The organism is Thermoleophilum album (assembly GCF_900108055.1).
GTDB lineage: Bacteria > Actinomycetota > Thermoleophilia > Solirubrobacterales > Thermoleophilaceae > Thermoleophilum > Thermoleophilum album.
The window spans coordinates 427156-441233 of record NZ_FNWJ01000002.1 but is presented as its reverse complement, the minus strand read 5'-3'; the positions used below and the strand labels follow the sequence as shown (position 1 = coordinate 441233).

Below are 14078 nucleotides of genomic sequence, written 5' to 3'. Positions count from 1 at the left end.
GGTCGCGCCGTCGCGCACTGTTCGCTTGCGCAGGCGCAGGTCGCTTTCTTCGACCGCAGCGGCGAGCGCGTGCCGCTGCGCGCGCTCGACGGTGTGGCGGCTTATCAGTTCGGCGCGCAGGTCCGCGGGCGAGCTGACGGGCCTGCCAGCTGACTGTTCGAAATCTTGAGGACCGTATTTGGGGGCGCGTCAGGCTCGCATCAGCCGCGCAGCGACCGGCAGGGAGAGCGATGTGGGCACGTAACGGTTGGGAGCAAACGCCGCGCGGACGTGCGGTCCTCCGGGAATGACCACCCGCTTCCCCGCCTCCGCCGCTGCGATTGCGTCGCGCGCCACCCGGTCGGGGCCCAGCCAGACGAAATCCGGCAGCCGCTCGGCGAAGTAAGCCTCGTTGCGCTTCTGGAATTCGGTGCGTACGGGACCGGGGCAGACGGCGGTCACGGTCACGCCGCTCGGTTTGACCTCGGCGTGCAGCGCCTCGCTGAAGAGCAGAACGTGAGCTTTCGCCGCGGCGTAGCCAGCGTTCCCCGGTAGGGGCTGAAAGGCGGAGACCGACGACACGTTGATGACGCAGCCGCGCCGCCGTTCGACCATGGCCGGCAGCCAGCGCGCGGTGAGGTCGACGACCGCCTCGACGAGCACCCGCACCTGCCGCAGCTCCTGTTCGCGGTCGCTCTCGACGAAGGGCTTGTAGATCCCAAAGCCCGCGTTGTTGACAAGCACCTCGACGGTGCGCTCGACGGCCTGCGCCATCCGCTCGCGCTGCTTGGCGTCGGCGAGGTCGCAGGTGATCACATGCGCGCGGCTCTCTCCGCCGAGCTCCTGCTGAAGCTCGCGCAAGCGCTGCTCGTCGCGGGCCACCAGCGTGACGTGGTGGCCCCGCTCGGCGAGCTGGCGCGCGAACTCGCGGCCGATGCCGCTCGAGGCACCGGTTATCAGAGCGGTGGATGTTTCGGTTGGTGAAGGGATCGCCATGGGCGCAAGGCTATGCAGGCGCCGTACGGGTTATCGCGAGCAGCCCGCTGGCCGCGCCAACGCGGGTGGTCGCCAACAAGCACAAGGCTGTGAGGCTCGTCACCGACAGCTAGGAACCACAGCCTGGGAGCGCGACGCAGCGTGAGCTAGCGGGCCGCGATCCGGATTATTCGTGCGAAGGGCAGGTACGAGCGATCGCCGGGCCGCGTGACCTTGACCGTGAGCCGTGCGCGCACGGGCACAGGATCGCCGAGGCGCATTCTGCCGCGGCACGAAACGCGGCCGCGGCGGACTCGGCGACAGCGCAGACGCATCACCCGGCGAACTGTGCGTCGCCCAATTCGGTAGCTGAGGTGCGCCCGCCATCCCCGCGCCGTCCGGGCAGTGAAGGCGACGCTGACGGTGCGCCCACGCAACCGCGCAGCAGGTGTGCCGAGAAGCGGGTTGAGGCGCCGGGTGCGTGGCGTCGGCCCAGTCGGCGACGGGAGTGGGGGAGGCGTCGGTGTCTCAACATGGGCGGTACCGCTCGAGCCGCGCCCAGGCTGGTCGCTTGAGTTTGAGGGCGGCGGGGGCACGGGGGACGGCGCTTGGCCGGTCGCCTGCACCGCGCGCTCGTCGCTCAACTCCTCGCCAAGCGCGGAGGCGCGACTGTAGACCCTGATCGGGTCGCTCCCTTCCTGCACGGCGCGGAAGGCAAGCTCGAAAGTGACTTGCTCGCCGGGAGCGAGGTTGCCGAGCTGAAGTCGCGTCGAGTCGCTGGTAACGAGGTGGCGGGGGAGAACGACTTCGACGTTAACGCCGCTCGCTTGGAGCTCGTCGGACGGGTTCCGGACCGTGACGCTGAGCGTGTCGCCGTCCCCGATCGTGGTCGCGCCCCCGCGACCGCGCGAGGCACTGATCTCCGGCACCGGTGCGACAAGCGGCGTGAGCGGCCTGGTGGCTGCGATCGCGAAGCGCTCCTCGCGCTGACCTTCGACGGTCGAGCGCGCGACCACCTTGTAGATCGCGCTGCGCGGGTATGGGCCTTGCCCGCCACGCACCTGCTCGACGTTGTCGATGCGCGATCCAGATAGTTGTTCGCGTGCACCGGTCGGGGTTATCTGCTCGAGGTCAAGATCGGTGAGCGTGTAGAGGATTAGCTCGCCCCCGAGGTAAGGCAGCGGGCGGAAGGTGCCGCGGCGGTACCAAGCAACGGTTGCACGGTCGTCGGAGCCTTCGAGGCGTACGCGGTAGAAAGCCGGTTTGCCTGGCCGCGCCCAACCGGACGCCCAGTTCGCCCGCTCTCGCCAGGCCCGGTCGAGATCGAGCGCGCCCCAGCCCCAGCACGGGTCCCAGAACCCCCAGGTCGGGCTGAACCCGGCCGCGTCGCGCCCTGCGCCGGCGTCCTGGGGGCAGCCGAGGGTGGGCGGCTTGTATGCGGAGTTGATCAAAAGCGCCTTGCGGGCTAGCGGGTCGGTGACACCGACGCTGTGCAGCAGTACCGCTGCACCGGCCGCTTGCGGAGCCGAAAAGGAGGTGCCGGTCTCTCCACCTGTGTACAGGGGCTGGCCGGAGCTGCGCCAGAAGGGGTTTGGAAAGCCTCCGAACCCCTGACCGACGGCGACGATGTCGGGCTTCTTGCGGCCACCGGGGGTAGGCCCTCGCGCTGAGAAGTCGGACACCCTGTCGTCGCTTCGGTCGGTGAGGTTCGCTCCGGGAGTGAACGAGCCGACGCAGAACTCGTTGAAGCCCATGCACTTGGCGCGACTTCCACGGTCGTAGCTTGCACCCAAGTTGCCGGCCGCCGCCGCCGAGAAGAGAGACAAGGACCAGAGCCCAATGTCGCGGGCTTGATCGAAGGCGTCGTCGTCGGGATCGGTCACCTGCGCGTCGCCGCCGTAACTCACCGAGGCGTTCTCGGCCGGATCGGCGGCGATCGGCCAGACGCCCGAGCCGCAGTTGCTCTCGAAGGGCACCGCCTCACCGAGCGCCCAAGATGCGGCGCTGAACGGAGGCAATCCGCGACCACCGCAAAACAGCTGATCGTTGAACCCGCCCGGTGGATCGTCGCCGCTCATCAGCAGCTTGTCGAGACCGGGGGCAATTCCCAATTGCCGCCGGTCACTGGTCAGCTCACAGATTGCGCCGTGCTCGCTGGGGCAGCCCTGGCCGACGGCCATGGCAACAATCATCGTTCCGTGCTTGCAAGGATCGCCGCCGCCCGAGACCCCGGCGGGGCAGGTAGGCCTCTGCCCGGGGGGAACCAGGAACCGCCCCGCTTCCAGCAGGCGGCGGTAGGCGGGGTGTTCGGCGTCGATCAGGTCTCCCACAACGTAAAGGTCGGGGCCGCTGCCGTTCGCATCGGCGGGGGCCCCGGTTGCGAGCTGACCGAAGAGCCCTTGCCCCCACCAGGTGGGCGCACCGACCGCCTCGCTCCCTGCCCACACCGCCGGGCGCTCCGTTCGGGCCGGCTGAATCGAGAACACCAGCGGCTCGCGCGCCAACTTGGGCAGCGAGCGAGCGGGGACGACCGCGGTCAGCGTCATTGACAAGGGATGCGCTTCGACCGTGGTCCCGCCCAGTAGGGCTACCCGGCGCGCGAGCCGCACCAGTAGCTCGCCGGCCGGCAGCGCCTTGCGGCGGAGCAGCGCGATCCCTCGTTCGCGCTCGCGTTCCTCGCGCAGGGCGAGGCGCCTTGCGAACCCGCGATCGCGAGTGATCCGCCGCGCGCTCGCCGGCGACACCGCGCTTGCACGCGCTACCTCGAGGGCCGCCTTGAACGCCGGCTCAAGTAAGCGCGCGCCGCGAGCGAGGATTACTACGCGTACCGCCCCGCGCGCGTCGCGCAGGCGTGGGTCGAGGCCGCGGGGTGCGGTGACAAGCGCGGGACGCGCGAGGTTCCCGACGCGCACCGAGGCGGCGCCGCCCTGCGGCGCCCGTGTGAACCCGGGGGCGGATGGCGCGACTGCAAGGGCTAGCAAGAGGCCGGCGGCCACTGCCAGGCACGAGGGTTGGACTTGCAACCGCCCTCCGCACCAACACCTCGTGTTCACCGGTGCCCCCTGCTGCTCGGGGTCACCGTCACCCGAGCGATCGGACTAGCCGCCGGCTCATATGGCCAGTCCTGGTCGCGCAGCACGAGCGCTCGCAGGCGGTAGCGGCTCTTCACCAGCGTGGCCCGGAACGTGTAAGTCGAGGTGAAGCGGCCGGCGCCGTCGGTGCGGACGGTTTGAAAGGTGCGCCACGTATCTGCCGCCAGCGCCTGCAAGGCGACCACCAGGCCCGGCCGCGGGACGTACCCCCCGAACACGCGGCCCGACAAGCGCAGCGTCTGGCCGTTGCGGAGTGCACGCCTCGAAAGGCGAAGGGTCACGCGACCCGAGACCCGCACAGGGATCGTGGCAACGAGCGGAAGCAGCGTCGAGCTTCCCGAGTACGTGAACGCGAGCTGGGCGCTCGGTCCAGCCGGCACCTGCAACGCGAACCGGCCGTCCGGCTCGGTAACTACCGCGCCCAGCGACTCCACTCCCCAGTCACCAAGCGGCTGCCGTGCGACCGTGATGCGGGTACCTCCGAGGGGCCGCCCGTCCGGCGCCATCAGCCGCCCCTCGATCGCAGTGCCGCTACCGAAGGGCAAGGCTTCGGGTACCACGTCGAGGTCGAGGCGTGCCACTCCCCGCAGTCCCTCGCCACCGCTCCGTTTCGCCACGAAGCTGAGGCGCGCTGGCGCAAGCTCGGCGCTGCCGGAATAGAGAAGCGTCACACCGACGCGCCGGGCCACTCTTCGCAGGCTTGTACTGGCCGAAAACCGTCCGGACCGCAAACGGCACTCGATCACGCGGCGCGTCGAGCCGGCCCGTACGACAAGCCGAACGCGGCCTTGCCCGCGCGGCTCGACGCGTCCGAACACGCGCACCGTGCGCCCTCGAAGCAGGGCGATGGCGACGAGCTGCGGGCTCCGCCGGTGCGCCCCGGCGCGCCGCTGCGCCAGCTCGAAACGAGGACGCAGGCGTAGGGGAAAGTTGAACCGCGCAGGGACCAGGTGACCGGCGGGGTCACGGAGCTGCTCGATCTCAGCGACGTTCCCCGCGTTGTCCTTGGCAAGCAGCCGCACCTCGTAGGGTCCCGGCGCGAGCCGGTCATCGGGAAGCTGCGCGGCGAATAAGTCAGCAGCAAGCTTCTCCGTGGGCAGCGCCCGCCAGTCACCGCCAGGGGCCCGCAGTTCGAAGCGCGCGCCCGCCACCCCGGAGACGCCGTCTGTCACCCGCCCAATGACACGCGCGGGGTCGTCGGCCGGCGGCGTGTCGATCCAGCCACTTGGCGCCGTCGCATCGACGAGCACCACGATCGATCGCTCGCCGCTGCTGTTGCCGGCGACGTCAACCGCCTCGTAAACGATCTGGTGGCGGCCATCGCGGCGCAGCGTGACCGTGCAGCTCGCCTCTTCGTGGGTCTCGCCGGCGCACAGCTGGTCGCCGTCCGGTCCCTGAATGCGCACGTAACCGCCGGGGTCTTCTTGCGTCTCGTCGCGCTGCATGCCCGATAGCCGCTGTTGGTCGCGGGCAGTAACAGTGACCGTCACCGGCTGGGTGTGCCAGCGACCGGGAGGGCCAGCGTTGGTGAACGCAACCGGCGGTGTGCGATCGACGTGCAGCGTTGCTCGCTGTACTGCCGGGTGGGCGACTCCCGACCCGGTGATCGCTTTGGCGCGTACCTCGTGTTCGCCCTCCGGCAGATCGTGGAGCTGCCAAATAGCCGGGAAGAGGCCTGCGCGATCGCCGTTCGCCGGTACGTCGAGCGTGTCGTCGGGATCGCGATCGAAGGCCACGGAATAACCGGCGATAGCAGAGGGCGGAATCACAGCACTCAGGTTCCGGAGGACGTACGGGTCCAACGTGATCCGCTGCGCATAATCAGCGGCCTCGCGATCGTTCAACCAGCCGTTGGCGTGCGCTGGAGAGGACGGCGGCGGCGTTCGGTCGTCGAAGCGCAGGATGCGGGCGGCTGACCAAGGTCCCGCGTGACCCGCGTCGTCACGGAGCCGCAGCCGCAGCTGCCACTCACCGATCTCCGGGACTTGAGTTGTGATGGCGTTGCGCGCACCTCCCTCGCCATCTACGAGCCGCGAGTGAATGCTGCAGCGCTGACCGTCGAGCCGACATAGCTCCCACTCGACCGTGCCGTAGGGGGAGCCACCGAGCCGGTCGGGGTTGCGCCACCGCACCGTGAACCTGTTCTCCCGCCGCCACGCGGAGGGATCTTGAGGATTCAGCGAGCGAGGGGAGGGGTCGACCTCGACGGTCACCTCGGGAGGTGCGGTGTTGTCGACGCGCACGACGTAGGCGTTTGGGTCCACCGAGAAGTTGGCAGCCGCATCGACCGCGGCCAACCGCACCTGATGCTCCCCGTCAGCGAGCTCCCCGGTGTTAACCGTGTAGCGACCGCCATACACGCTCGGGCACGGCTGGAAACTCGCGTAGGTCGGGCGCGCCTTCGCTGCTTCCCACTCTTGCTGCCAACCGTCGCCGGTTCCGTAGTAGGGGTTCTTGAGCGCCGGGAAGGTCGCGTCCCGGCAGTCGAAGTCCTGGAAGCGCGGCGATTGCTGGTCGATTACGAGGGCTACCCGGCGAACGCCGGCGTCGTCGACGGCGTCGTAGGTGAGGTCCTGCACGCCGGACACCCAGCGACCACTGGCAAGGCCGCCACCCGTCAAGCGCACCTGCGCGCCGGCAGGGTCCTCGACCGTGAAAATCAGTGACGAAGCGCCAGCGCGGAAGCGATAAGACGGGTCGCCGGTGTCGGCCGGGCAGGCGACAGCGCGGCAGAGAATGCCCCACCTGACCGCCGCCCGCATGCCGGCACTGACAGCGACATAGGGACGCTGACCGTCGGGCACCCAGTCGCTGAGGCAGGCTTTCTCAGCCCCCAGCTGGCCAGCGTCGTAGCCCCAAAACCAGCCGAAGCCGCCGTCGAAAAGCCCGCTGTACCAGCCCTTTCCGCCGCACATCATCGAGGCGTGCAGAAAGACCCAGCGAAGGCGGTTCGGGCCGGGCGCCTGAAAGTGGTAGAAGGCGTGCGCTCCGTTGCCGAATGTCAGCGTACTGCGCGCCACGCCAGCGACGATGCCCTGGAAGTTGTCGCGCGGCGCTGGGCACGAGGCGTACAGCGTCGCTGCGGCGCCGATGCCGTTTATCGGCTGGCCGGCGTCGCCGCTGCCGTTCTCGCACTGGTAGACGACGTAGGTGCCGGCATCTGCCGCGCCGCAAAACGCGAGTCCCAGCAACGCGACCGCAGCAACAGCGGTAAGCCCTCGCCAACGTCGCCGACGACACCTTTCGCTCCCGGCCGATCGCCGCCCACGGCAGGCTCGCCCGAGCAACCACGTCTTCGCCAAGTTCGCGCTCCTTTTGACCATCCGTGAAGCTGTGTCGCCGGCTGCGCCGAAGCCGAGTGATCACCGGCGCACGCCGCGCCGAACGCTGGCGCACCGCGGGAGCACCGCTCCAGTCGCATTCCGTTCGCTGCTCTAAGCGACGAACCGCGGAGATTCGCCCCCCGAGCTCGAACGGAAGTGAGGGTCCAGGGGGACGACCACCCTACGGCAGCAGTGGCGTCAGCGCAAGGCGACCTACCGAGGCGGCGCGGCCGGGAACAGATTCGAAAGCTCAGATCGGTCGCGGTAGCTTTACATAATCCGCATTAGCGTGCATAGTGTGCGCGAACACTAAGCTCCCACGGGCACTCTGCCTCCGCAAGCCGCTCCCACGGGTACTCTGCCTCCGCAAGCCAAGTCGCTCGCAGAACGAAGTGACCACCGCCGCCGAACCAGCCACGAGCGCGGAGCGCCAGCGAGAACGGTCGTGGAAAGCACCGGAAAGCTGCTCCTCCTAGCCGGCGCCACCTTGGCGCTGGTCGGCCTAGTGCTGATGGTGGCCGGAAAGTTCGGGCTCGGCCGGCTGCCGGGCGACATCGTGATCAAGCGCGACGACTTCGCGCTCTATTTGCCGATCACCACGATGCTGCTCCTCAGCGCACTGTTGACGCTGCTGCTCAACCTGTTGCTGCGACGCTAGGAGCGGCAGTACTGGCCGGGCTGCTCCGCGCTGCCAACACGACCTCGCCGTCTGCTGCCGGCGCCCAGGTGACGGCGCGGCGAACCCGGGCCTCGTCGCCCGGCCGCCCCGGGGTTATGTCAAATCGCTGCACGATGCCCGCCAACGCCAGCGCGAGCTCGAGCTGCGCCAAACTGGCGCCGATACAACGCCGCACACCACCGCCGAACGGCAGCCAGGTGTAAGTGCCAGGCGGCCGCTCGAGGAACCGCTCCGGACGGAAGCGCATCGGCTCCGGATAGACGTCGGGTCGCTTATGCACAAGGTAGATCGCCGGCGCTACGACGACGCCTGCCGGCAGCGACCATGGTCCCAGCGCGACCGGCTGCTTGAGCAGCCGCACGACCAGCGGAATCACCGGCCGCAGACGGAGAATCTCCTGCACCGTCGCATCACGGTAGGCGTGCCCCCCGCTCGCGACCTCGCGCCGCAACCGCTCGACAACTTCCGGGTGTCGGGCGAGCCGCTCGAGACCCCAGGCAAGCGCCGTCGCGGTGGTCTCGTGGCCCGCTACCAACAAGGTCACGAGCTCGTCGCGGAGCTCCTCGTCGCTCAGCGCGCTGCCGTCTTCGCGCCGTGCGCGCACGAGCATTGCCAGCACGTCTTCGCGCTGCTCGAGCCGCGTGTCGGCACGCGCCCGGCGCACCTCCTCGCGGATCAAAGCTTCCACCGGCGCCAAGGCACCCCGCAAGATGCCGCTGCGCTCCACGCGCTGCGGCCCTAGCAGTGCGAACGTGAACAGACGGCGCCGCTCGGCCGCCCAGGCGAGCGCGCGCCGGAGCAGCACACAGGCGTCGTCGACCGCTTGACGCCCGCTCAGACCGAACACCGCGCGTGCGATCACCTCCAGCGTCAGAGCCTGCGCAAGCGGGCGGATCCGCACACGCTGCCCCACCGGCCAGTGCGCGAGGTGCCGCTCGCAAACGTCCCGAATCAAGGATTCGAGCGCCGCTAGCGCGCGACCGTGGAACGGTGGTAGCAGCAGCTTGCGCTCGCGCAGATGCTCGTCCTCGTCGAGCAGCAGCAGCGACCGGGGCCCAAGCAAAGGACGCAGCACCCGATTGCCCTCGCCGGCATGGAAGACCCGCGGGTCGCCGCGAAACACTGACTCGATGAGCGCCGGATCGGACACCACGACGAACGTCCCGACCCGCGCCAAGCGCAGCGTGAAAACATCGCCGTAGCGGGCGAAGCAGCGATCCAGAACGGCCCACGGCCGCATCACCCACTCCAAGAACTGGCCCGTCGCCGGCGTACGCGGCCCCGGGGGCAACTGGAAACCGTTTACCGGCACGCTCACACGGTAGCTTTAGCGGCCCGCTGGAAGCTCGTCCTCGACCGATAACGGAGGTCACAGATGCCGCTTCGATCTGCCAAGGCGCGTTGGGAAGGGTCCCTCAGGGAGGGCAAGGGTACGGTCGCGCTCGGCAGCGGCGCCTTCGAAGGGTCTTACTCGTTCGAGTCGCGCTTCGAGGAGGGGTCCGGCACCAATCCCGAAGAGCTTTTGGCGGCCGCCCACGCCGGCTGTTTCGCGATGGCCCTGAGCGCGGCTCTCGAGCGTGCCGGGTTCGCGCCTGAGCGGGTCGAGGCACAAGCCCGGGCGCGACTAGAGCGCATCGGTGAGGGGTTCAAGATCACGCGCATCGACCTCACCGCACGGGCGCGCGTGCCCGGCATCGACGAGGCCCGCTTCGCCGAGGTGGCCGAGCAGGCAAAGAACAACTGCCCGCTTTCGCAGGCGCTCCAAGCGGTCGAGATCACGCTCGACGCGGCGCTCGAGCGCTGACGGCGGGCGCGGCCTCTGGCACACTCGGAGCGGCGATGGCGAAGCAGCGTCAGGTCAAGCGTCAAATGCGCGTCGGCGCCCTGCAGGCGATCCCCGAGCTGGAATCCCGCTCGGACGAGGAGCTGCTGCGCGAACAGCGACACCGAGTTGCCGCGCGGGCGATCCTCGGTGCGCGTGCAGCCGAGCGCTACGACGCGAAGACCGCCCGCCGCTACTTCAACGAGGCGCTGGCCGGCGCGCATCCGCACGAGCGCCCCGCCCTTCGCCAGATGATGAAGGCCTCCCTGGCGCTCGCCGAGCGGCGCCCCGACGAGCTCGCCGAGGCAGTGCAGAAGCTCGGTCAGGAGCCGCCGAGCCGTCGCCAGTTGATGGTGTTGCGACTGGTGGGGCTGATCGCGCCACCGCCGGGCTCGAGCCTCGCGGTGCGCGCGCGCGCCTTCCTGCTCCTCGCTCTGATCGTCGTGCTGTTACTGGCAGTCGGTGCGGGCATCGCGCAACTAGCCGCCCTGCCCTTTGGCGGCGTCGGGTTCTTCGGGTCGGTGCTACTCGGAGGACTGATCGTTGTCGCGGTGATCGCCGTGCTGGCGCTCATGGGGCGACGCCGCCAGGGGCGGTTGCGTGAGCGGCAGCGCGAGCGCTTGAACGAGCTGCGCGAACGGGCGCGTCCCTAGCTGAGCAAGCTGGCCAGCCGCCGACGGAACTCGGTGGCCAAGGGATGCGTTTGCCCGAGCTCGTTGAAAACGCCCACGATCACGCGCCGGAGACGATCGCGCGCAACCGGGTCGGCAGTATCTCGCAGCAACGCCTCGAGCGCTTCGAGCGCCTCGCGGGTACGCCCCTCGGCGAGCAGCGAGAGCGCCGAGCGAAGGCGCTTGACGAGCTGTTGATCGCCGGCTTGCAGCAACTCGACACGGGCGGCGAGACCGTCGGCCACGAAGTCCCCGCTGACCTCTCGCAGCAGGGCCGCCGCTTCTTCAAGCCGACCCTGCTCGATCCTCAAGCGCGCGAGCTCGCGACGCGCAACAGGATTGCGGGGGTCGAGTTCAAGTGCGCGCTCCAACTTCGCTTCGTCGCGCTCGCGGGCCGCAATCGCCGCCAGCTCATCGGCCTCAGAAGGCAACAGCGAGTCGAGAAACGCCGCCACTTGCGCAGGTGGCTGCGCCCCGGTGAACTCCGCCACCACCCGACCGTCGCGAAACGCCTTTACCGCGGGGATCCCGCGCACGCCGTAGCGCGCGGCGAGCGTCGGGTTGCGGTCGACGTCGACCTTTGCCAGCAACACCCGCCCGCCGCGTTCCAGCACCGCCCGCTCGAGCACCGGCGCGAGCATCCGACAGGGAGCGCACCAGTCAGCCCAGAAGTCGACGACCACCGGTCGCTCCTTCGAACCCTCGACGACCACGCGTTCGAAAGTGGCCGCGTCGACATCGACGATCGGGGGGCGGGCGTCGTGCTCGGGCGCCGCGGACGCAAGACGCGTGGCAGTGCTGCTGTGCTCAGTTTCCCCCGCCATAGCCGCCAATGGTAGACAGGGCGCATGGCTCAGGAAGAGCGCCGCACTCCGGAGCGTCCGTCGGGGGTGCCACCGCTGCACCAATACGAGGGCGTGATCGTGGACCTCGACGGCTGCGTTTGGATCGGGCCGCAGCCGATCGCCGGCGCTGCCGAAGCTCTAGAACGCCTGCGGGCTGCAGGCAAGCGGGTGGTGTTTGCGACTAACGACCCGCGTGGATCGGTCGAAAGTTACGTGCACCGCCTCTGGCGCGCCGGGGTGCGCGTATCGGCCGACGACGTCGTCACGGTAGGTCTTGCGCTGGAGCGCTACCTAAGCGACCGTCTCGCAGCCGGCGAGCGTTGGCGTACAGCGCTCGTGGTCGGCGCCGAGCAGCTCGCTCGCCACGCAGCGGCGGCGGGACTGGTGCCGATCTCGCCGCTCGCGCCCGACGTCGACGAGCGGCGCATCGACGTAGTCATCGTCGGTGGCGGATCGGAGGTGACGTTCGAGCACCTGCGGCGTGCGACCGTCGCGCTCCACAACGGCGCAGCGATGATCGGCACCGGGCGTGATCCCACTTATCCACATCCGAGCGGCCCGATGCCCGGCAGCGGCGCCTTCGTGGCGCTGCTCGAATACGCCAGCGGTCGGCGCGCGACGATCGTTGGGAAGCCTGAACCGCTGATCTTCGAGATGGCCCGGGAGCGGCTAGGACCGGTCACTTCGGTACTCGCGATCGGAGACCGCCTGGACGCGGACGTACTCGGCGCGCACCGCGCTGGGCTGCCGGCTGCGCTCGTGCTGAGCGGTTCGACGAGCGAGCGCGAGCTGGCTCAATGGCGTCACGAGGCGCAACCGGTGGCGGTTGCCGCGTCGCTGGCGGAACTCGTGGATAGCGCGATCGGGGCGGGCAGCGACGGCACCTAGACTTCCCGGCGATGTGTCGTCTGCTCGGAGCCGTCGCCCGCGCGCCGATCTCGCTCGGCTACGAGCTCCTGGAAGCGCCGAATCCCCTGATTCGTCAGGCGGAAAGCCACGACTCCGGCTTCGGCATCGCGGTCTACCGGCGCCCCGACGGATCCGACCCGGGACTCGTCAGGTTTCCCCAGGCGGGGTCCGCGAAGGAGGGTTTGCGAGCTCTCGCGGGGCTGCGTGGTCAGATCTTCAACGCGCACGTGCGGCGCGCCACCGTCGGCGGCCTGCGCCTCGAGAACACGCACCCTTTCGCGTTCGGTGTGTTCACCTTCAGTCACAACGGCACGCTCGCGCGCTATCCGCGCCTGCCGAAGGATGCCCCCGAGGTGCGCGGCGACACCGACTCGGAACGCCTCTTCGTGCGCGTGCTCGCGCACTTCGACGCAGCACAACCCGTTCGCTCGCTGCAGCGCGCGTTGGCGCCGCTGATCGACGAAACAGCGTTCTCCGCGCTCAACTTCCTACTCTGCGACGGCGAGCGCCTGTACGCCTACCGGCTCGGCGTCTTCGAACTGCACTGGTGGTCGGACGGTGAACGGCTCCTTCTGGCATCTGAGCGTCTCACCGAGGAGCATTGGCGCTCCGTTCAGCAGGACGTTCTGCTGATCGCCGACCCCAGCGATCCCACCGAGCCGGCGGTCGCGCGGGTACTCGGTGACGCCCTCGTGGAGCGCGCCCGAATCGAGCGCCTAGAGCCCGACCCCGCGCTTTCCGGTGAAGCTCGGGGCGTCGCCGCCGCGCAGCGTGCCCAGGGTCTCGCGGCGGCTACCGCAGGATGAGTCGAGGGCACGCTGAGATCGTGCTGCTCGCCAATCCAGCGGCGGGCGGAGGACGAGCGAAGCTGGCGCTCGACTGCTGCGTGGCGGAGCTTGCGCGTCGGGGTGTCGCCCACCGCGCGATCGTCGCTGACGACCCCGACGACGTGCGCCGGCAGGCGGCTGCTCTCGCCGGTCGCCAGCTGCGCGTAGTGGCCGTCGGCGGCGACGGCCTGTTGCGGCTTGTTGCGGGGGAGCTGGCGGGAAGCGGCACGCCGCTCGCGATCTGTCCGGCCGGACGCGGGAACGACTTCGCGCGGGTACTCGGCATCCCCCGTGAGCCGGCGGCGGCGATCGCGATCGCTCTGGAGGGCCGCGAACGCACCGTGGACCTCGGCAGGGTCGACGGCAAGCCGTTTTTGGGGATCGCAAGTCTCGGCTTCGACTCCCTGGCCAACGAGATCGCCAACAAGGTGCGGGTGGTGCGCGGCCAGCTCGTATACGCGCTGGGCGCGCTTCGCGCGCTCGCCCAGTGGCGTCCGGCGCGGTTCGAGGTCGTGGTCGACGGTCGCGAGTTCGAGCTACACGGCTACGCAGTCGCGGTTGCCAACTCCGGGTGCTACGGCGGCGGTATGTGGCTTGCGCCACACGCCTCGCTGTTCGACGGTTACCTCGACGTCGTGGCAACGGCGCACGCGTCACGCCTGCGCCTGCTCCGCAACTTGCCCCGTGTCTTCGCTGGCACCCACCTCGCCCTGCCCGAGGTCATCACCGACCGCGGCCGAACGGTGACGGTGATTAGCGACCGCTCATTCGACGTCTACGCCGACGGCGATCCGGTGTCTCGATCACCGTGCACCGTTACCGTCGAGAGGGGCTCACTCAGAGTCGTGGTCGCTGCCGATCGTGCCGAAGCCACCGTGCTTGTGCCCGCCGAGAGCGAGCGGACAGGATCGGTGGTTCGGACGCCTGGCCGGTGAGCTGGCCACAACGATGGACCT

11 protein-coding genes are annotated in these 14078 nt (G+C 69.5%); 6 read left to right on the top strand and 5 right to left on the bottom strand.

What is annotated here, in order from left to right; genetic code table 11:
• Window positions 1-189 precede the first annotated feature (189 nt).
• The 3 genes from BLW41_RS08165 to BLW41_RS08155 form a co-directional block, all read right to left on the bottom strand.
• Entirely contained in the window at window positions 190-975 is a 786-nt protein-coding gene (locus tag BLW41_RS08165; protein ID WP_093118048.1) for an SDR family NAD(P)-dependent oxidoreductase, read from the bottom strand.
• A gap of 146 nt (window positions 976-1121) precedes the next feature.
• Window positions 1122-3866 (bottom strand): S8 family serine peptidase, encoded by a 2745-nt coding sequence (locus tag BLW41_RS08160; protein WP_143038664.1) that lies wholly within the window; start codon window positions 3864-3866, stop codon window positions 1122-1124.
• 137 nt (window positions 3867-4003) lie between these two features.
• Window positions 4004-7237: a carboxypeptidase-like regulatory domain-containing protein gene (locus BLW41_RS08155; RefSeq protein WP_093118044.1), complete on the bottom strand. Its 3234-nt coding sequence runs from the start codon at window positions 7235-7237 to the stop codon at window positions 4004-4006.
• 577 nt (window positions 7238-7814) lie between these two features.
• Between BLW41_RS08155 and BLW41_RS08150 the strand changes: the two genes are divergently transcribed.
• Window positions 7815-8027, top strand: coding sequence for a DUF2905 domain-containing protein (locus BLW41_RS08150; protein WP_093118042.1), 213 nt, complete (start codon window positions 7815-7817; stop codon window positions 8025-8027).
• Here the strand turns inward: BLW41_RS08150 and BLW41_RS08145 are convergent.
• Window positions 8005-9366 (bottom strand): cytochrome P450, encoded by a 1362-nt coding sequence (locus BLW41_RS08145; RefSeq protein WP_093118040.1) that lies wholly within the window; start codon window positions 9364-9366, stop codon window positions 8005-8007. The genes BLW41_RS08150 and BLW41_RS08145 overlap by 23 nt on opposite strands.
• Window positions 9367-9423: 57 nt before the next feature.
• On the opposite strand from BLW41_RS08145, the gene BLW41_RS08140 reads away from it, so the two are divergent.
• Window positions 9424-9852 carry an OsmC family protein gene (locus tag BLW41_RS08140; RefSeq protein ID WP_093118038.1) on the top strand — a complete coding sequence of 143 codons (429 nt, stop codon included), beginning with the start codon at window positions 9424-9426 and terminating at the stop codon, window positions 9850-9852.
• A 35-nt stretch (window positions 9853-9887) separates the two neighbouring features.
• Window positions 9888-10523: a hypothetical protein gene (locus BLW41_RS08135; RefSeq protein WP_093118036.1), complete on the top strand. Its 636-nt coding sequence runs from the start codon at window positions 9888-9890 to the stop codon at window positions 10521-10523.
• Here BLW41_RS08135 and BLW41_RS08130 read toward each other — a convergent pair.
• Window positions 10520-11365 (bottom strand): tetratricopeptide repeat protein, encoded by an 846-nt coding sequence (locus BLW41_RS08130; RefSeq protein ID WP_093118035.1) that lies wholly within the window; start codon window positions 11363-11365, stop codon window positions 10520-10522. The two genes, BLW41_RS08135 and BLW41_RS08130, sit on opposite strands and share 4 nt — an antisense overlap.
• A 24-nt stretch (window positions 11366-11389) precedes the next feature.
• On the opposite strand from BLW41_RS08130, the gene BLW41_RS08125 reads away from it, so the two are divergent.
• The 3 genes from BLW41_RS08125 to BLW41_RS08115 are packed head-to-tail and all read left to right on the top strand — an operon-like array spanning window position 11390 to window position 14057.
• Window positions 11390-12274, top strand: a complete 885-nt coding sequence (locus tag BLW41_RS08125; protein WP_093118033.1) for an HAD-IIA family hydrolase — start codon at window positions 11390-11392, stop codon at window positions 12272-12274.
• An 11-nt stretch (window positions 12275-12285) separates the two neighbouring features.
• Window positions 12286-13101, top strand: coding sequence for a class II glutamine amidotransferase (locus BLW41_RS08120; protein WP_093118031.1), 816 nt, complete (start codon window positions 12286-12288; stop codon window positions 13099-13101).
• Window positions 13098-14057: a diacylglycerol/lipid kinase family protein gene (locus tag BLW41_RS08115; RefSeq protein WP_093118029.1), complete on the top strand. Its 960-nt coding sequence runs from the start codon at window positions 13098-13100 to the stop codon at window positions 14055-14057. The genes BLW41_RS08120 and BLW41_RS08115 overlap by 4 nt, the downstream gene beginning before the upstream one ends.
• The last annotated feature ends 21 nt before the right edge of the window (window positions 14058-14078 follow it).